The organism is Shewanella sp. K8 (genome assembly GCF_028823715.1).
Lineage (GTDB): Bacteria > Pseudomonadota > Gammaproteobacteria > Enterobacterales > Shewanellaceae > Shewanella > Shewanella algae.
Map to the genome: position 1 here is coordinate 129,082 of NZ_JAPEHY010000004.1, position 19,201 is coordinate 148,282.

Genomic DNA, 19,201 nt, shown 5'->3' on the forward strand with positions numbered 1-19,201 from the left:
TTGTTTCTGCAAGGCAGACGGGGCATTTGCCGTGCTGTGCAGCTTGTCGGTTGCCTTTTGCGTATGGCTGCTGAATAATCAACAGACTGAGTTCCCGCAGTGAGGCGGCTCAACACTTAGAAGAATAAGAAGACTGGCAGGATCGCCCTCGATGAAACTCACCCGAATTCTCACAAAAAAACTCACCAGTTTTTGGCTCTTGTCGCTGACGACAGTGGCGTTTGTGTTTCTGCTCTGTGCCATGATGAGTTTCCTGCAGCTGACCTACAAGTTCCAGCAACAGAAGGTCACGGAGCTGGAAACCATGCTGACCAACCAGTACCAACCCAGCAGCAATTGGGAGCTGGAGTCCTGGCTGCCTCCCATGTTGATTGCCTACAACGCCGCCAGCTTTAAGCTCTGGCATTACGACAAGTTATTGTTTGAATATAAAGGCAATATAGGCACAGAAAACCTGGTGCGTTATCAGTCACAGCTGAAGAACAACCCGGGTATCCGCATGGAGCTGGAACTGCCGCAGCCGTTTTCCCAGCACAGACCAGGTTGGTACGAAGTCTTGATCATTCTGGTCGGCGTGGGTGCCGTGCTGGCGTTTGTCCGTTTCGGCTATCTCTGGTATTCGCGGCAACTGGAGGGGATTGAGGAGCTGGCACAGCGCAGCCGTTTAATCCTCTTGGGTGAGCATGAAAAAGCGCTGGCGATGCCGGGCAAGGGTAAGCCCAGATTGATTAACCGCGCCCTAAGTCGCTTGCTGGAAGAGCTGGCCGATGCCCAGAAAGAACGTGCCAGATTTGACAAGTTTATCCGCAGCAATACCTTCCTGGATCCCGATACCCGCATAGGTAACCGCCTGTTTCTCAAGAATCGCCTCGATGCCCTGAGCAATGAACAGGGCATGATAGCCCATGGGGTGCTCTATCTGTTGGAGCTGGAGGATCTGGATCTGCTGCAGCAACAGCTGGGAGACAGCCTGACGCTGGAGCTGCTTAGACAAAACGTCAACGGCATCAGCCAGATACTGCAGTCTCAGCCCAACAGTTTCTTTGCCCGCCGCTCCCATAACCAGTTTGCAATAGTGGTGACCCAGATTTCCCTGGCGGAGGCCGATCAACTGGCGATCCGACTGCTGAAAGTCTGCCAAAGCCAGGTGTTGCCCAAGCTGGACAACGCCGACAACTTCTATCATCTCGGCGGCGCTTACTTCAAGGTGGGCGATGGTCAGCAACAGTTGCTGGAAGAGGCGGAAATGGCCCTGAGAGCGGCTCAGCTGCAGGGGATCAATACCTGGTTTATGTATGACAAGGGCGCGGTGGATCAGGAGTTTGCCAAGGGCTCGGTGCGCTGGCGCAGCTTTCTGGAAATGGCCTTGGTCAACAAGCGTTTTCTCGCTTATACCCAGCCAGTGATGGATTGTGACGGCAAACTGCACCATAGAGAGGTGTTCACCCGGGCCAGAGATCCCGAGGGCAATCTGGTGCGGGCGACCCTGTTTCTGCCTATGGCGGTTAAATGTGGGCTGATGCCGCAAATTGAGCGCCAGACTCTGGAAAGAGTCTTGTTTGAGTTGCTGCCGAGTGAGCCGGACAAGAAGGTTTGTTTCAGCATCAACCTGAGCCTGGATTCGCTGATGAGTCGCGCCTTTATCCGTTGGCTGCGTACAACCTTGCTGGAATACCGGGATCTGACCGGCAGGTTGATCTTCGAGGTCAGTGAGGATATCGCGGCGCCCAATCAGGAGAAGATAGCCTCCAGGCTGCAAATGATCCGCAAAATGGGCGCGCGCCTGTGTGTCGATCATGTGGGGCAGCAGGTGATCAGCACCCAGTATATTCAGGACACGGGGTTCGAGCTGATTAAACTGCACAGATCCATAGTGCGGCAGATCCATTTACGGCCCGAAAATCAGCTGTTTGTTCGCAGCCTGATAGGTGGACTCTACCGCACCGAAGTACAGGTTTGTGCCGAAGGCGTGGAGCTGTTCGAAGAGTGGCAGACTTTGAGAATACTCGGCGTCAGCGCCGCTCAGGGCAGCTGGTTCAGCGAGCCTATGCCGGCCAGCGCCTGAGCAAGAGTACAAGCCTGGTATTCGTTCGACTTGTTTATCAGCATGGGTGAGCCTATCTTTAGAGCAGTTCTCAGTTTGAGAATATTTGCCTATAAAATGAAGTGATTAGTGTTTAGAATGGATACGCCAAAATATTGACTTAATTTTTAAGGTTGCAGCAAGTTGTTAACCTTAAGGCCGAGGTCAGGCCAACCACTTTCACAGGGACTCAGGGTTACCTATGACGAACAAGTCATTCATCAGTCGTCTTTTTAGCTTTGGCTCGTCCGAATCCGGCGTCGCTACCGGCATCTTCCTCGCGGCCAATCACGCCTGGGTCTTTCGCCCCGGCAGTGGCAGCCAAGGCGCACTCTGCCACAGCTATTCACTGCAAAAAGATGATTGGAATGCACTGTTTTCCGCTATCTATGCCGACTTTGGCCCCTCAAAATTGCAGTTGGCGTTGGGCTTTGGTCATTATCAACTCCTGAGCGCCGACAGGCCCAAGGTAGAAGCCGATGAGATGGCTCAAGCGCTGGTTTGGGCGGTCAAGGACATGGTCAGCACGCCGCCGGCCGATATCCATCTGGACTACTTCGAATCACCAATTAAAAGCAGTGACAAACTCAATGTGGTGGTTTGCTCCCGCAGCAGCCTATCTGCTTTGGCCCAGGGAATAGACAAGGCCGGTATGGAGTTGGTGGGGATCAGCATCGAAGAGTTACTGCCCACTAACCTCTTTGGCCAAGACCCTATGGCCAGGCTGGTGATCAGCCAAATTCCCGGGCAGGAGTTACTGCTCACTGTGGTGCGCGAGGGTGAACTCTACATGCAACGGCGCATTCGCGGATTTGCCGAACTGCATCAGACCGATGCCGAATCCTTGGGGTTCGGCGTTGCCGATACCCTCAGCCTGGAGATCCAGCGCTCGATGGACTTTTTTGAAAGCCAGCTCAGACAAGCGCCGGTAGCCTCGATTGAAATCATGGTTCAGGGGCAAACCGATGCCCTGGCGCAACTTGTGTCCAGTAACTTTAACCAGCAGGTGCGTCCGGTTAATGGCATGGATGTCGGTATGAAAATGGCTGAGCTCAGCTATCTGGAATTGGAGCGGGGTAGCAAATGAGCAAGACCCGGATCAATCTCTATTCGTCTTCACTCTTGCCTCCCAGGCTAAGGCTCAGTTTTGTTCGTTTGCTGGTTATTGCTGGCGTATTCTTGTTACTGGGACTCTCACTTATCGGCTTGGGATGGTGGCAGCAAACGCAAGTGTCCAGGCAGTTGCTTGAGGTCGAGTCGCAGCGACAGGCCTTGGAGAGCCAAAAACAACAACTGGAAGCCGAATTGGCCAAGCGTCAGCCTAGTGCCGAGCTGGTCATTGAGCTGGAGCGTCGTACTCAGGAGCGAGAGCTCAAGGGTTTACTGCTGACCGAGCTTGGGCAGCGGGAGCGCATGACGTCCAAGGGCTTTGCGCCTGTGCTGCAGGAGTTGGCCCAAGTGTCCGATGGCAGCGTGTGGTTGAGCCGCATCAAACTTGAAGAAGACAAGCTGGAGTTTGAAGGTTTCGGCCAATATCCGCAGAGTCTGCCGCGCTGGATAGACAAGCTCAAACAAACCGAGAGTCTGAGAGGGCGCTCGTTTGCTTCCATGACCATGGCTCGGGAGCCAGGCCAGCCACTGGCCTTCGTCCTGACCAGTGAAGCCCGGGAGGTGAAGAAATGAATTTCCTTCGGCGTCTGGGCCAAGCCTTTGATGGTTTGAGTCAAAGAGAAAGAGGCATGGTGGCGGGAGTCAGCCTGTTATTGCTGCTGTTTCTGCTGTATCTGCCGCTGGAGTCTTTCTGGCTGGAGCGCCAGAGCAATCTGCAACGCCTGCATGCCGGCCAGAGTAGCATCAAACTCAGTCAGCAACAGCTGGAGCTCTATCGCCAACGCCTAGCGGAAGACCCTGATACGCCGCTTAAGGCCCGCTTGGGGCAAGTCAATCGTGATATCGCCGCGTTGGATCAACAACTGGACCGCCAGATGGTCGACATGGTGCCTGCCAGCTATATGCCGTCATTGCTTACCGCCTTGCTGGAACGGGTGCAAGGAATACAGCTGACCGGCTTCAAGTCTGTCGCCCCAACACCTTTGCTGGTGGTAGGCAAAGCCGATGAACAACAGATGAATCTCTATAGTCACGGCATAGTGCTGGAGTTTGAAGGCGACTATTTCGCCGTGCTCAAGTTTGTGCAAGCGGTGGAAAACATGCCGGACAAGCTCTATTGGAAGCGCCTGGATTACCGGGTGTCTGAGTATCCCAAGGCCAGTGTGCAACTTGAGTTATACACGCTCAGCATCAATGAGGACTTTATCAGTGTGGCATCATCCAGCTAAGTGCTTAATCTTATTGGCGATGCTCTGCAGCCAGGGTCTGGCAGCAGCCAGCCTGCGGGACCCTACCATGGCCAGCCAAGGAGCAGGGAGGACAGGGCCTGATACTGAGCAGCCTGCTCAGCGGACCTCAGGGCAAGCGGGCCGTGATTAATAACCAAATCTACCGCCAGGGAGACAGGATACAAGGGGTGGTGTTAAGCCGTATCGATCAGGACAGCGTTTTGCTGGCCGATGGTCGCCGACTCTATCTGTTTCAAGCGATTACCGAGCGCAAGGAAAAACATTAATGAAAACCAGACTCGCCTATATGCTGCCGTTGTTGGCTCTGGGCCTGGCGGCCTGCCAAACCACGGATAGGCCCAACCCAGCCGCCTCCAAAGAGGCGCTGCGCGATTCCATGGCGCAGCAAAATGCCAGGGCAGCAGTGCCTCCTCCGGCCAGCTTGCCTCCCGGTGTGCAGCAAGAGTTGAATGCCGATGGTCTTCTGGCCGGGCTGGCCGCACCTATGCAGACCGAGCGGCGTTTTGATGTCTCGGCCAATGATGTCGATGCCAGGGTGTTTTTCCCGAGTCTGGTGGAAGGCACTCCCTTCAGCGTGGCTGTGCACCCACAAGTGAGCGGCAATATCTCTTTATCGCTCAAGGGCGTGACCCTGAGTGAAGCCTTGCAGGTAGTACAGGACATTTATGGCTATGAAATCAGCCGGGAAGGACGGATCCTGAGGGTCTATCCGGCAGGCCTGAGAACCGAGACTTTCCCGGTCAATTACCTCTATATGGAGCGTATCGGTCTGTCGCTGACTTCGGTCAGCTCGGGAAGGATCTCTGACAACAACAATAACAACAACAGCAATAACAACCTCAACAATAATGGCCTGAACAACGGCAATAACAGCAATTTCAGCAATAACCGTAGTAACAACAACGGCAACGACCAGAACAGCAATAACACTAACGGCACCTTCATCAGTTCCCGCACCAAGACAGATTTCTGGGGCGAGCTGCAAAAGACCCTGGAATCGATTCTCGGCAGCAGTGGCGACGGCCGCTCTGTAGTGGTCACTCCCCAGGCTGGCTTGGTTACCGTCAGAGCCAATCCGGACGAGCTGCGGCAGATCCGCAGTTTCCTCTCCACCGCCGAGAGCCATTTGCAGCGGCAGGTTATTCTGGAAGCAAAGATCCTCGAAGTGACCCTCTCCGATGGTTACCAGCAGGGGATCCAGTGGCAGGATGTGCTTGGCAGCGCTTTGGCCGACGGTAACACCAAGGTTAATTTTGGCACCAGCGAGGGCTCGTTTGGCGATCAGATCACCGAGGCCATAGGAGGGGTGACCTCTTTATCACTCAAGGGTACGGATTTCACCGCCATGATCACTCTGCTGGATACCCAAGGCGATGTCGATGTGCTCTCCAGCCCCAGGGTGACAGCGTCCAACAACCAGAAGGCGGTGATCAAAGTTGGCCGTGACGAATACTTTGTCACAGATGTCTCCTCTACCACAGTGGCCAGCACTACACCGGTGACATCGCCTGAGGTGGAGCTGACGCCCTTCTTCTCGGGAATCGCTCTGGATGTGACGCCCCAAATAGACAAAGACGGCAGTGTCTTGCTGCATGTACATCCTTCGGTCACAGATGTGAAAGAGCAGAAAAAGAGCATCAAGATAAGTGACTCTTCGTTGGATCTGCCCTTGGCCCAGAGTGAAATCCGTGAGTCTGACACTGTCATCAAGGCGCTTTCCGGTGATGTGGTGGTGATTGGCGGCCTGATGAAGAGCGAGAATACCGAAGTGGTATCCAAGGTGCCGTTGCTGGGCGATATACCCTTTATCGGTGAAGCCTTTACCAATCGCAGCAAGTTAAAGCGCAAGACAGAGCTGGTGATTTTGCTCAAGCCGACCGTGGTAGTTGATGGCACCTGGCAAAAAGAACTGCAACGCTCTCAGAGCTTGCTTGACCGATGGTATCCACAGGAATAGCCGCTTCTATGTATCTGCAGCATTTTGGCATCCAGAGCATGCCTTTTGCCCTGACCCCCAACACAGGATTTTTCCTGGGGTTGGCTCCCCATGTGGAGGCCTTGCAGGTGCTGCAGGTGGCGCTGCAAACCGGTGAAGGTTTTATCAAGGTCACCGGCGAAGTGGGAACCGGCAAAACATTGCTGTGCCGCAAACTGCTCAACGAGTTACCGCAGCAGTTTCGCTGCGCTTGGTTGCCCAATCCTTATCTGACCCCGGCAGAACTCAGGCTGGCGATTGCCGAGGAGCTGGGGATTGCCGTGAATGATATTAAAGATCAGCAGCAACTCAGTGGTCTTATCCAGCAGCAGCTGCTGGCGCTCAGTGCCCAGGGGCTCAATATTGTTTTGTTGCTTGATGAAGCCCAGGCCTTGCCGGATGAGAGTCTTGAAGCTTTGCGGCTGTTGACCAATCTGGAAACCGAGAGCCGCAAGTTGCTGCAGGTGGTGATCTTCGGCCAGCCCGAACTGGATTCGCGCCTGGCGCAGCAAGAGTTTCGACAGTTACGCCAGAGGATCACCTTCAGCTATCGCCTGCGGCCGCTGACCCGGGATGAAGTCTATGCCTATCTGCGCCACAGATTGGCGGTGGCCGGCTATCAGGGGCCGGCGTTATTCAGCGCCGCAGACAGTAAACATATCGCCGTGGCTGCCAGAGGGATCCCCAGATTGGTGAATATTTTGGCGCACAAGGCGCTGCTGCTCTGTTTCGGTGAAGGCAAACAGCAAGTGAAAACGGCGCATATCAAGGGCGCCATCAAGGATACCGAAGATGCTTCCCGTACTTCGAACTGGCGCTGGCTTTGGCCGACTCTGGCACTGCTCCTTACTTCAGTCGGCGTCTCGGTCGGGGTTTATGCCATGAAGGGAGTCTGGTTATGAGTGTGGTCAATCAGATGCTCAAGGACCTGGATAAACGCCAGCAGCCCCACAACTTAGCTCATGTGCCGGCGGGGCAGGCCAGTCAAGCGGCGGCCAATCCCTGGTGGTTGCTGCTCGGTGGCACGCTGCTTGGCATCATTCTGTTGGCGCTGGGGTTATGGCTGGGCGGTTATTTGGGAGGTGGCGGTCAAAGCGCTTCTCAAATCCAAAACCAAAGTGGTGACCGAGCAGAGCCATCGCAGACAGTGCCGTATGAGCCGGGACCCACGGGCCGTAATCGGCCGCAGCCGAAGGCAGTCTCAAGCACTGCCGATGGCAGCGATAGATTAAGTTTGGAGCCTGAGGCGCAGAACTCGGCGCTGCAACTTCCCAGCAAGAGCCTGGCCCCAAGTGAACAATCCAAAGCTCCTGATACGGGCTTGAATGCTCAAGGCTCAGCCTTTGAAACAAAAAGCCCGGAAATGTATGGCTCAGAAACAGGTAACTTAAAATCAAGCCGGGCCGATGACAGCCTTGAAACCAGTGCAGTTGCCGAACGTTTGGCAGCCAAGGAAGAACCGCTCGGGCTGGAGGCTGGACAAGAGCGGGCTCAGTCAGTGCAAATAGAAAGACCTAGTCGCGATGAAAAATCAGGCTTGGATCAGAAGCCCAGCCCCAATGAGAGTGGCCGGATATCCCAATCCACATCTGGGGCTGCCAAGCCAAGCCAGGCAAAAATGAGTGTGACTCAGGTTTCTCTGACCCCGGCAGAGCTGTCGCAAAAGAAATTACAACAGGGACAACAGGCCAAGGAGCTGGGGCAGTTGGACAAGGCGATGTCGGCCTATGCCGAAGCCTTGCGTTTGAATTATGCCAATCACAACGCCCGCCAGGAGCTGGCGGCGCTGTTTTATGGCCGCGGCGAATTGGACAAGGCGGCAGTACTGCTGCGTCAAGGCGCCGAAAATTATCCGCAGCAACCGACCTTTTGGCTGTTGCTGGCCCGGGTGCAGAAGGCTCGCAGCGAGTTGCCTCTGGCGCTCGCCAGTTTGCAACAGATAGCCGATGGCAGCGAGCTTGGGCGCGAGAAATGGCTGCTGCAGGCGGAAATTGGCCAAAGCCTCAAGGATTGGCCCTTGGTACAACAAAGTTATCTTAGCCTGATCCGGCAGGATGCCTCCCAGGGACGCTGGTGGTTGGGGCTGGCCTATGCCCAGGATGCGAGTGGTGATTATGACGCTGCCAAGGCCAGTTACCAGGAAGCACTCAAGCGCCAGGGCTTGTCCTCGGATGCCCGTGATTACATAGAAAACCGACTCGCCCAGATAGGAGGCCGCCAGTGAAACCCAAGTTGAAAATGCGCCTCGGTGATCTCCTGGTGCAGGAGCAGATTATCAGCGAGGTGCAGCTGCAAAACGCGCTGTCACAACAAAAACAAACCGGCCGCAAGCTGGGGCGCACCCTGATAGACATGGACTTTATCAGCGAGGAGCAGCTGCTGCAGTTTCTCTCGCATCAGTTGAATATTCCCTTTATCGATATCAGCAAACGCCCCATTCCTGCCGAGGTGGTCAACCTCTTGTCCGAAGTGCAGGCGCGGCGTTTTCGGGCTCTGGTGATTGAAGCCGACAAGGATTCTGTGCTGGTGGCCATGAGCGATCCTGCCGATCTGCAGGCGCTGGATGAATTGGATGTGCTATTGGCACCAAGACGCCTGAAACTGGCGGTGGTGAAGGAACAGCAGCTGTTCGATGCTTTTGACAACCTCTATCGCCGCACCGGCCACATTGCCCAGATGGCCGGCAAGCTGGAGGAAGAATACGCCGCCGATGATCAGTTCGATCTCGCCAGTCTGACCGAAGGTGACAGCGACAACGAAACCACAGTAGTTAAGCTGTTGCAGTCGATTTTCGAGGATGCAGTACAGATCCGCGCCTCGGACATTCACATTGAACCCGGCGACAAGTCGCTCAGGATCCGCCAGCGGGTGGATGGTCTGTTGCAGGAAAATGTGCTCAAAGAGGTCAATATTGCCGCAGCGCTGGTGCTCAGGCTCAAGCTGATGGCCGGCTTGGATATCTCGGAAAAACGTTTGCCCCAGGATGGCCGTTTTCATATTGAAATCAAAGGCCATCAGATAGATGTGCGTATGTCTACCATGCCCATCTATCACGGCGAGTCTGTGGTGATGCGGCTGTTGGACCAATCGGCAGGGCTCTTGACCCTGAATGAAACCGGAATGCCGCCGCATATTCTCGAGCGGGTACGGCGGCAGATAAAACGCCCCCACGGCATGTTGTTGGTCACAGGCCCTACAGGTTCGGGTAAGACAACCACTCTTTACGGCATTCTCAGTGAGCTGAACAAGGCTGAGAGTAAGATCATTACCGTGGAAGATCCGGTGGAATACCAACTGCCGCGGATCAACCAGGTGCAGGTCAATCACAAGATAGGCCTGGATTTTTCCAATGTACTGCGCACCACCCTGCGCCAGGATCCCGACATCATAATGGTGGGGGAGATGCGGGATCAGGAAACCGTCGAAATCGGCTTGCGCGGTGCCCTGACAGGTCACTTCGTGCTCTCGACCCTGCACACCAATGATGCCATTACCAGTGCCCTGCGTTTGCTTGATATGGGGGCGGCCAGTTATTTGGTGGCCAGTGCCCTCAGGGTCATCATAGCCCAGCGCCTGGTGCGGCGGGTGTGTAAGAACTGCGCCACCGATTATCAGCTCACGCCGCAGGACAGGGTCTGGCTCCAGAGTATCAGCAAGCGCGACTTTTCCGATGCCAGGCTCAGAGTGGGCACAGGGTGTCAGAGCTGCTCCGGCACAGGTTATCGCGGTCGTATTGGGGTGTTTGAGATCCTCGAACTGGATGAAACCATGATAGAGGCGATGCGCAGCGGTAATCCCCATGAGTTTGCCCGTGCCGCTTACGCCAGCGAACAGTTTACCCCGCTGGCTGAATCGGCTCTGGAATATTTACGCAGCGGCCTGACGACCATAGAAGAGGTCGCCAAGCTGGTGGAAGATGTCTCCGAGTCTCAAGTGCCGTTGGCGGCCGAGATGATGGAACGGGATGAGGTCTGATTATGCCGCTCTATAGCTACCGGGGCCGGGATGCCCGCGGTGAACAGGTCAAGGGACAATTGGATGCTGCCTCAGAGAGCGTGGCGGCCGATCTGTTGCTGGCCAGAGCCGTGATCCCGCTGGAGCTCGTTGAGCTCAAGCCAGGCCCGGATCTCAGTCTCAAAGGTTTGCTCAAGCGTAGGGTTGGCCTTGATGAGCTGCAGATATTCACCCGGCAGATGTATTCCCTGACCCGCTCCGGCATTCCTATTCTGCGAGCCATTGCCGGGCTGTCGGAAACCACCCATTCCAAACGGATGAAAGAGGCATTGCAGGATGTCTCTGAACAGTTGACCGCCGGACGGCCGCTGTCGTCGGCAATGAACCACCATCCGGATGTGTTCGACGCCTTGTTCGTCTCCATGGTTCATGTGGGAGAGAACACGGGCAAACTGGAAGATGCTTTTCTGCAGTTGTCCGGTTATATCGAGCGGGAGCAGGAAACCCGCAGACGGATCAAGTCTGCCATGCGTTATCCCATGTTTGTTCTGTTGGCGGTGGCATTGGCACTGGTGATCCTCAATATTATGGTGATCCCCAAGTTCGCCGAAATGTTTTCCCGCTTCGGTGCCGAATTGCCTTGGGCGACCCGGTTGCTTATCGGTACTTCCAACCTGTTTGTCAATTACTGGCCCTTGATGCTGGTGGCGCTGGTGGTAACTGTACTTGGGGTGCGTTATTGGCATAGAACCGAGAAGGGCGAAAAACAGTGGGATCGTTGGAAACTGCATATTCCGGCGGTGGGTTCCATAATCGAACGCTCGACTCTGGCCCGTTATTGCCGCAGTTTTGCCATGATGTTGGGGGCCGGAGTGCCAATGACTCAGGCGCTCAGCTTGGTGGCCGATGCCGTAGACAACAGCTACATGCACGACAGAATCGTCAACATGCGCCGCGGGGTCGAAGCGGGGGAATCCATGCTGAGGGTTTCCAATCAGAGCCAGCTGTTTACGCCCCTGGTGCTGCAGATGGTTGCTGTTGGGGAAGAAACCGGCCGTATAGATCAACTGCTCAATGATGCCGCCGATTTTTACGAAGGTGAGGTAGATTATGACCTCAAGAACCTCACCGCCAGGCTGGAACCTATTTTGATCGGCATAGTGGCCATCGTGGTGCTGATCCTGGCCCTGGGTATCTATCTGCCTATGTGGGACATGCTTAATGTGGTCAAGGGAGGCCGCTGATGCCAAGCCAGCATCAGGCCGAGGAAGATCTGCTGCGAACCTTCGCCAGACTGGCCGCACTGCTGCTGTTGTTGGTCATTCTGGCGGTGTTGGGAGTACGTTATTTTTCAGCCGTGGATCAGGTGTCGGCCAGAGGGTTGCAGCTTGAACACCACAGGTTGCTGAATGTATTGGCCATGGTGAGATCCCAGTGGCTGAGCCTGGGACGCCCTGAACAGATGCAACTGGATTGGCAGACGCTGGAACGACCAGAGCCTCCAGGTCAATTGGCTATGAATAAGGCCGGTTGGCCACAGGCGCCCAGCCGGGATGACAGCGGCTGTGTGGCTCTTTGGCAACAGCTTCTGGGAGGCATGCCGGATAAGGCCGTTATCCGGGTGCAGTTTCTCCACCAGGATCAAAGCTGCCGCTATATGAGCCCTGCCGGTGAGAGTCTGAGTTATCAAATGGACACCGGCAGGGTCATTTTTTTGACAGCTGATACAGATTATTGACCGAGTTGGTTTTTTATCTTAACGGAACTGCTAAAATCAGTGGCGAACAGGTGGAGGAAACCTAGATGAAACGACAGATGCAAGGCTTCTCGTTAATCGAGCTGGTGATAGTGATAGTGATCCTGGGCCTGCTGGCTGCAACCGCTATTCCGCGTTTTTTGAATGTGACAGATGATGCCGAGGATGCCAGTCTCGAAGGTGTAACAGGTGGCCTCGCCACTGCAGTCAGTTTTGTGCGCTCCCAATGGGAGGTCGATGGTCGCCGTAACAACTCGGTGATCCTCGATGGTACGACAGTGTCTCTGGATACCCGCTTCGGCTATCCGACCGGTACTGGCAATACCTCGGCCACTTCCATGGATGATGCCAGTTGCCAGCAAGTGTTCAATACCGTGTTGCAGAGTGCACCCAAGAATGTGCTTTACAGTGCCGATGCCAGAGAACAACGCTATACCGTCAGGGCCTTGGAAGGAGCAGGTGCAAGCGCCACAGCCATTAACGGCACTGTGGTAACCGGGCTGGATCTCTGCGTCTACCATCAGGTGGCATCTCTGGTGCTGAATCAAAGCTCGGGTGTGGCGACACCGGCACCGGATCTCAACACCACAGGCGCCAAGGGAATTACCTATAACCCGGGTACTGGCCAGGTATTGAGTTTCAGCAACTGATTGAATTGAATTTTTTGAACCAAAGGAAAGCGCTATGCAAAGACAACAAGGTTTCACCCTGATTGAACTGGTGGTGGTGATCATAATTCTCGGTATTCTGGCGGTGGTAGCAGCGCCCAAGTTTATCAATCTGCAATCAGATGCCAGAGCTTCGGCCCTGCAAGGAATGAAAGGGGCGATTCAAGGAGCCAACAGCTTGATTTACTCCAAAGCCGCCTTGGCCGGAGTTGAAAAGCAGCCTTCTACCACTGTGGATATCGCGGGTACGACTGCTACTACCGATGATGTCGCCATCGTTTTTGGCTATATGGCCGCGAGTCAAGCTGCATTTCAGGCAGGAATGGATGCTCGGTTTGATGCCGGCACTTCGCCAACGGCAACGGGTTCGAATGACTGGGTTATCGATGGAACTACTGATGGGCAGGTGACTATTTGGCAACGCGGTGCGCCAGCCGATGTCGCCAATCCGGCAGCCAGCTGTAAGATTGTTTACGTAGCACCTACAGCAGTCGGAGCATTACCCACTATTACACTGACAGACAATGGTTGCTAATAGCCTGTAGCTGAAAAGGCCTGCCAAGCAGGCCTTTTTTACGTCAGGATTCAAACTATTGGGCTTATTTGCCATACTTGACTGAGTATGGAATTGGCGGGAAATCATATGGCTGTGACCAAGGGGACAGGCACCCGGGGATTTACTCTGGTGGAGTTGGTAGTGACTATCATGTTGCTGGCCATACTTTCCGTCGTGGTGCTGCCAAAATTGGTATCCTCCAGCAGTTACAGCGCCTGGACGCTGCGACAGGAATTGATTGCCGAGTTGCAAAAGACCCAGATGTTGGCACTCAATAATCCCGACCGTTGCTATCGGCTCTCTATCAGCAACAGCGCCTATCAACTCAGCCACTTGACCCAGGACTGTACGAGCGTCATCCGTAGTAATAGCGTCGAAAGTCTGCCGCGTAATACCCGGATACTGCTTCAAAGTAACGGTGCTGACAGTTTTCAGATTCAGTTCGATGCTTTGGGCCGCACCAACCTTGCCTGCAGTGGCGCCTGCCTCTCTGTGGTCGCCGATGAAACCCTGACTATCGCCATAGAGTCCGAGGGCTATATCCATGAGGGCTGAAGCGCGGGGATTCACCCTGATAGAGCTGGTGATCGGCATGTTGGTACTCGGTATCGCCCTGGTGCTGTTGACCAGCGTGCTGTTTCCCCAAAGCGATCACGCGGCGCAGACCCTGCATAGAGTGCGCAGCGCCGAGTTGGCTCAGGCTGTGATCAATGAAATCTGGGGCAAGCGTTATGATGAGCATAGCGGCGCCAACGGTGGCCTGCCCGCCTGTGACGGTTTGGGCGGTGTCAGTTGTACCCAGGTTAGCGATTATGGCCCGGATGGTGAGAGTCGGGATCAGTTTGACGATATCGACGATTACCATGGCCTTAACGAGCAGAGCCTGATGCTTAATTCCAGCCTGAGTTACCTGAGTCACTACCCTGGGTACAGTCTCAGCGTCCAGGTATCCCAGTATCAAGCCAACAGCAAGCTGGTGACTGTCACGGTAACTACCCCTGCGGGCGAAGCTATCCGTTACGACGTGCTGAGGAGTAATTTCTGATGCGCAGCAGGCAGGGTAAGAGATTCATACAGATCAAAGGACAAGGTTTCGCCAAGGGCTTTACCTTGGTGGAGTTGGTCACAGTGATCCTTATCCTGGGGATTCTGGTGGTGGGTGTCAGCAGCTTTATTATCTTTGGTACCCGTATTTTTGTGGATTCTACCGCCGTCAACAGAGTGCTGGGCAGCAGTCGTTTCGTGATGGAGCGACTGAGCCGGGAGCTGCGTAATGCCGTGCCTTCCAGTCTCAGGTTGCAGTCCAGCTCTCAGCTGCAGTGTTTGGAGTTTCTGCCCATCAGTGCCAGCGGCAGCTATCTGTCATTGCCACTGGCGCCGGATGTCCAGGCGGACACTGCCACAGTGTTTGCGCCGGCAACGGCTATTTCGGCCGGTGAACAGCTATTGGTGTACCCGCTGACCAATGCGGAGATTTATGGCAGTGGCAGCAACAAGCGTCATGCCATAGATAAGGTGGTGCTCAATGGCTCACAGCTGACCTTGCAGTTTGCCGCTGCGGTTAATTTTGCCGAAGCCTCACCGGCGAAGCGCTTTTATGTGGCCGGGCAACCTGTCAGCTACTGTTTTTCTTCGGTGGATGGCAGCATTCGCCGTTATAGCAACTATGGTTATCATGCCGGTCAACCTCTGCCCGATACTATGGGCTCTGGAGCCTTGATGGCCGAAGGCTTGAGCAATGATATTGCCACCAACCCGGCGGTGCAGCTGTTGCCGGCCACTCTGGTCAACAACGCCATAGTGCAATTGCGGCCAGAGTTTTCGGTCGTCGGAGAGCATTTTCAGTATCAACATCAAGTGCAGGTGATCAATGTTCCTTAGTCGAAATTATCACTGTTATGCGCAAAAGCATCAGGGCGGCAGCGCCTTGGTGATAGCCATCTTTGTAATATTGGTGATGTCGCTGTTGGCCGTGACTCTGTTGCGGGTTGGCGGCGACGCCGATGAAAGCGTCAACCTGGAAGTCTGGGGCTTAAGGGCGCTCAACGCTGCCAACAGCGGCGCCGATGCGGCCCTGGCCAGGCTGTTTCCCTTAAGCGGCGGCACTGCCGGTTGCGCCGCCGTGGGCTCAAGCTGGACAGCGCCGGATGTGACCGGGTTTCACGGCTGCAATGTACAGCTCAGTTGCGAGACTTTGAGCCAGGACACCAGCCCGGGCAGTGCCAAGTTGTATCGTATCCGCAGCACGGCTGTATGCGAGAGCGGCAGTTGTGGTGTGGGCGCGGCAGATGACAGTCAATGCCTGAGAGTGAGCCGGGTTGTGGAGGTGGAAGCCCGTGAATAGTCGCATATTACTCTTGCTCGGGATATTGCTTGGCGGCCTGCCTGCGCTGGCACTGGCTGTGCCTCAGTGCAGTGATATATTTACCGACCCTCCGACAGGGAACCATTTCAATGATGGTTTTGTGCCGCCTGCCAATCTGCCTCCTAGCCGTGGTAATTTAACTTGTAGACAAAGTTGGTTTGACCCTCTTTTTTGTGAACAGTCACTGGCTCCGGGAGATTATGATTTTGATCGCGGTAGTTTCTCCCATGGCAGTTTCCTGAATCCAACAACAACGACCACCAGGTTATATTTCGATGACCTAGAGCTGAACAATGCCACTCTGAACCCAGGTGGAAAGGCCGAGAATCTGATCATCTATGTGCGTAACTCTTTGAGTATCAATGGTCATGACACCATAAATGCGATCTTGTATGTCGAGGGTGCAGTGCAGATAGCTGGAAATGGGTCCTTGGATGGCGCTCTGGCATCTGGGGGGGCTTTGGTGATTACCGGTAACTCGGATGTGGATATTGATCTCGGTGCAGTCGAAGACGCCGATTTTGGCGGCATGTGCAGTAATGACCAAACGCCAGTGCTGGGGTGTTTCAGCGATGACTTCAGTTCGGCTTCCCTATCGGCAGATGATTGGGCCATCAAGGTGCTGGGCAATTCAGTGCCGCCCAGCATAGTGGGTGGGCGTCTGCGTTTGACTCCTGCCCGAGGCAATCAGGCAACCTCCAGTACCTATCAGCGCTTATTTCCGGCCGAAGGCAACCTGGTAACAGTTGAATTTGATTATTACGCCTGGTCGCCCCAGAGTGGTACCGGCGGTGATGGTGTGGCGGTGATCCTTTCTGATGCGGCCGTGACGCCACAGCCGGGCAGTTTTGGTGGCGCCTTGGGTTATGCCCAGCGTAATGATGGTACCCCGGGTTTTGCCGGTGGCTGGTTGGGGGTGGCACTGGATGAATACGGCAACTTTTCCAACCCCACAGAAGGGCGTGTCGGTGGCCCGGGCTTTCGCCGTCAAGCCGTGTCTATTCGGGGCGCTCAGGCCGGTTCCTATCGATACCTGACAGGTACAGTTGCCAATATTTATCCCAAGATAGATGTGCGTAGCAGCTATTACCCCGCTCCTGGGCACAGGTATAAGATTACTGTAGATTCCCGCCAGGCCAACATGGCCATGGTGTCTGTTGAGCGGGATACAGGTGCCGGTTACCAAACTCTGGTTAGCCCATTCAATGCCCGGAGTTTTATTGGCCAAGGGAGTGTGCCGACAGATTTTTACCTGTCGCTCACCGGCTCTACCGGCGGTTCCAACAACAACCATGAGATAGACAATTTCCAGGTTTGTGCTTTGGACTCCAAGGCAGTGGGTGAGCAGGTTCATCATTTTGAGTTTGATTACAGCAGCGCACCTTTTACCTGTCGTGCCGAACCCATCACCTTGAGGGCCTGTAAAAATGCCAGCTGCTCAGAGCTCTTCACAGGTACTGTTACCGCCAATCTGAGCCCTAACCCCGTCAGTAACGGCCGTTGGTTACCGGCAAGTTCGGTGACTTTCAACGGTGGCAGTACCCAAATTCAACTGCAAAAGTTTGATCAAACGCCGCTGACACTGGGGGTTTCCTCCTCGACTCCGGCCACCCGCCCAGGCAGTGACACCCTTTGCCGAAGAGGCAGCGGTCCCTTGAGTACGGCCGCCTGTCGCCTGAGTTTTGCCGATAGTGGTTTCATTTTTGATGTGGCAGATAAGCTGGCCAACAAGCCAGAGACAGGAGTGCTTGTTAAGGCTATGAAGTCAGATGGCACAGCCCAGTGTGTACCGGCCTTTGCCGGTACCAACAAGACGCTTTCGTTCTGGAGTGAGGCGCTGTCGGCAGTTGTCGGTTCACCCAAGGTGCAACTGAAACCGACAGGCGCCCTGAGCTGGCAGGATATAGGCAGCAATCAAGCTGCCGCCACACCGCTGACCTTGGCCTTCGACAGTCAAGGCCAAAGCCGAATCGATATCAATTATGCCGATGCCGGTCGGGTCGAGCTAAATATCCTTTATAGAGGAACGACCAGCGAAGGGGATGCCGGGCTGGTGATGCATGGCGCTGATGATTTTGTCAGCTTCCCGTTGGGATTCTGTGTCGAGGTAGAGCAATACTGCCAGGCCGCGGATGCCTCCTGTGCGCCTTTTCGGCGAGCGCAGGAAAATTTCCCACTCAGCATCAGTGCCAAGGCCTGGGCGGATAATGGTAATGCCGATCTCTGTAAAAACCTCACCACACCTTCCTATCAGCAGGCAGATCTCTCTTTATGGCATAAGCTGATTGCACCGGCTTCAGGTCAACCCGGTGAACTGCAGCTGCAGCAGTATGATCATTTGCACCAGCAAACGCCTGAGAATAACCGGCTCGCTCAGGCGGTCAGTGAGGTTGGGGTGTTTGAATTTGGCGTCACGGCGCCTTTGCCCTACGAGGGCAGTGTGGCCTTCCCGAGTCTGGTGGGCAGCGCTTATTGGCAGGGACCTAGCGGCAAAACCATAATGCCCGTCGGGCGTTTTGTGCCGGCCTTTTTCCGAGTCGATGAACCCAGTTTGCTGCCGGCCTGTAATGGTTTCAGTTACATGGATCAGCCATTTGAAGTCAGTTATAAAGTCAGCGCTTTGGCACTGGATAGGCAAGTGACTCAAAATTATGTTGGTGATTTTGCCAAGGCTTACAGTCATTATCAGGCAGCCAATCAATTCGACGGAGTCGCGTTGGACAGCCGGGTTTCGGGGGGCGAGATCACTTCAGATACCTGGGTGGATGGCCTGGCTGAGTTCCAAGGGCAACTCAAGTTTGCCCGCAAGGACCCGGTTGCAACAGACGGGCCTTTCCCGCTTTTGGATATAGGCCTGGAAATTCAGGATCCGGACAAGATTGCCGAGCTGCTGGACAGCAATATGCAAAGCGATTTCAGCGGTGACTGCTCTGTGGCAGGCAGCTGCAGCGCCGTGCGTCTTGGTAGCCAAAAGATGCGTCATGGGCGTTTGCTGTTGGACAATACCTTTGGCCCGGAAACCCAAATCTTGAGCATGGCGGCGAGGACAGAGTATTGGGATGGCAGTGGCTGGCGTTTGAACGCCCTGGATAACTGCAGTGTGTTCAACACGCCGCTTGAATATCAACAGGATCAACTCACCCTGGGTTACCACTATGAACCTGCGCTCAGTGCCGGGCAGAGTATTAGCCGCTCCGCCAGCGGCGGCAACACAGTCACCGCCTTTGGCGGCGAGTTTGAACTCTTGTGGCGTGCGCTCGGAAGCTCCGGCTATCGCGGCAAGGTGACGGCGCCGCTCAAGACGCCCGAATGGTTGCAGTGGTACTGGAATTGGAATGGGCTTAATGACGGCACACTTAGCGACCCCAGAGCCAGTGCCTTCTTTGGCCGTTATCGCGGCAACGACAGGATCATCAGTTGGCGGGAAGTTAACTGAAGCCGAATAACAACAGTGTGAAGCAAATCACTAAAGCGCCAAGATGTA

At 54.9% G+C, this 19,201-nt stretch carries 18 protein-coding genes; all 18 read left to right on the forward strand.

The window, feature by feature from the left end; translation table 11 throughout:
• Positions 1 to 151 precede the first annotated feature (151 nt).
• Entirely contained in the window at positions 152 to 2,065 is a 1,914-nt protein-coding gene (gene csrD / locus ON072_RS03775; protein WP_062793674.1) for an RNase E specificity factor CsrD, read from the forward strand.
• A gap of 220 nt (positions 2,066 to 2,285) precedes the next feature.
• Positions 2,286 to 3,170, forward strand: a complete 885-nt coding sequence (locus ON072_RS03780; RefSeq protein ID WP_025888261.1) for a hypothetical protein — start codon at positions 2,286 to 2,288, stop codon at positions 3,168 to 3,170.
• Positions 3,167 to 3,766, forward strand: coding sequence for a PilN domain-containing protein (locus tag ON072_RS03785; protein WP_129979912.1), 600 nt, complete (start codon positions 3,167 to 3,169; stop codon positions 3,764 to 3,766). Before ON072_RS03780 ends, ON072_RS03785 begins: the two co-directional genes overlap by 4 nt.
• Complete coding sequence (locus ON072_RS03790; protein WP_093983828.1) at positions 3,763 to 4,422, forward strand: MSHA biogenesis protein MshJ; 660 nt, start codon at positions 3,763 to 3,765, stop codon at positions 4,420 to 4,422. The genes ON072_RS03785 and ON072_RS03790 overlap by 4 nt, the downstream gene beginning before the upstream one ends.
• A gap of 143 nt (positions 4,423 to 4,565) precedes the next feature.
• Positions 4,566 to 4,709 carry a hypothetical protein gene (locus ON072_RS03795; protein ID WP_208185124.1) on the forward strand — a complete coding sequence of 48 codons (144 nt, stop codon included), beginning with the start codon at positions 4,566 to 4,568 and terminating at the stop codon, positions 4,707 to 4,709.
• Positions 4,709 to 6,400, forward strand: a complete 1,692-nt coding sequence (mshL, locus tag ON072_RS03800) for a pilus (MSHA type) biogenesis protein MshL (protein ID WP_096141129.1) — start codon at positions 4,709 to 4,711, stop codon at positions 6,398 to 6,400. Before ON072_RS03795 ends, mshL begins: the two co-directional genes overlap by 1 nt.
• A gap of 8 nt (positions 6,401 to 6,408) precedes the next feature.
• Positions 6,409 to 7,320: an ExeA family protein gene (locus ON072_RS03805; RefSeq protein ID WP_261752697.1), complete on the forward strand. Its 912-nt coding sequence runs from the start codon at positions 6,409 to 6,411 to the stop codon at positions 7,318 to 7,320.
• Positions 7,317 to 8,642 (forward strand): tetratricopeptide repeat protein, encoded by a 1,326-nt coding sequence (locus tag ON072_RS03810; RefSeq protein ID WP_261752696.1) that lies wholly within the window; start codon positions 7,317 to 7,319, stop codon positions 8,640 to 8,642. The genes ON072_RS03805 and ON072_RS03810 overlap by 4 nt, the downstream gene beginning before the upstream one ends.
• Positions 8,639 to 10,393: a GspE/PulE family protein gene (locus ON072_RS03815; protein WP_028781348.1), complete on the forward strand. Its 1,755-nt coding sequence runs from the start codon at positions 8,639 to 8,641 to the stop codon at positions 10,391 to 10,393. Before ON072_RS03810 ends, ON072_RS03815 begins: the two co-directional genes overlap by 4 nt.
• 2 nt (positions 10,394 to 10,395) lie before the next feature.
• Entirely contained in the window at positions 10,396 to 11,616 is a 1,221-nt protein-coding gene (locus ON072_RS03820; RefSeq protein ID WP_096141126.1) for a type II secretion system F family protein, read from the forward strand.
• Positions 11,616 to 12,110 carry an MSHA biogenesis protein MshF gene (locus tag ON072_RS03825; protein ID WP_096141125.1) on the forward strand — a complete coding sequence of 165 codons (495 nt, stop codon included), beginning with the start codon at positions 11,616 to 11,618 and terminating at the stop codon, positions 12,108 to 12,110. The genes ON072_RS03820 and ON072_RS03825 overlap by 1 nt, the downstream gene beginning before the upstream one ends.
• Before the next feature lie 65 nt (positions 12,111 to 12,175).
• Positions 12,176 to 12,778, forward strand: a complete 603-nt coding sequence (locus ON072_RS03830; protein ID WP_096141124.1) for a type II secretion system protein — start codon at positions 12,176 to 12,178, stop codon at positions 12,776 to 12,778.
• Between the two features lie 34 nt (positions 12,779 to 12,812).
• Entirely contained in the window at positions 12,813 to 13,331 is a 519-nt protein-coding gene (locus ON072_RS03835; RefSeq protein WP_093983822.1) for a prepilin-type N-terminal cleavage/methylation domain-containing protein, read from the forward strand.
• A 108-nt stretch (positions 13,332 to 13,439) separates the two neighbouring features.
• On the forward strand, positions 13,440 to 13,907 hold the full coding sequence (locus ON072_RS03840) for a pilus assembly FimT family protein (protein WP_167717171.1): 468 nt from the start codon (positions 13,440 to 13,442) through the stop codon (positions 13,905 to 13,907).
• On the forward strand, positions 13,897 to 14,397 hold the full coding sequence (locus ON072_RS03845; protein ID WP_045282604.1) for a type IV pilus modification PilV family protein: 501 nt from the start codon (positions 13,897 to 13,899) through the stop codon (positions 14,395 to 14,397). Before ON072_RS03840 ends, ON072_RS03845 begins: the two co-directional genes overlap by 11 nt.
• Positions 14,397 to 15,233 (forward strand): PilW family protein, encoded by an 837-nt coding sequence (locus tag ON072_RS03850; protein ID WP_186265059.1) that lies wholly within the window; start codon positions 14,397 to 14,399, stop codon positions 15,231 to 15,233. Before ON072_RS03845 ends, ON072_RS03850 begins: the two co-directional genes overlap by 1 nt.
• Positions 15,223 to 15,696, forward strand: coding sequence for an MSHA biogenesis protein MshP (locus ON072_RS03855; RefSeq protein ID WP_123117012.1), 474 nt, complete (start codon positions 15,223 to 15,225; stop codon positions 15,694 to 15,696). Before ON072_RS03850 ends, ON072_RS03855 begins: the two co-directional genes overlap by 11 nt.
• Positions 15,689 to 19,153 carry a DUF6701 domain-containing protein gene (locus ON072_RS03860; protein WP_167717175.1) on the forward strand — a complete coding sequence of 1,155 codons (3,465 nt, stop codon included), beginning with the start codon at positions 15,689 to 15,691 and terminating at the stop codon, positions 19,151 to 19,153. Before ON072_RS03855 ends, ON072_RS03860 begins: the two co-directional genes overlap by 8 nt.
• The last annotated feature ends 48 nt before the right edge of the window (positions 19,154 to 19,201 follow it).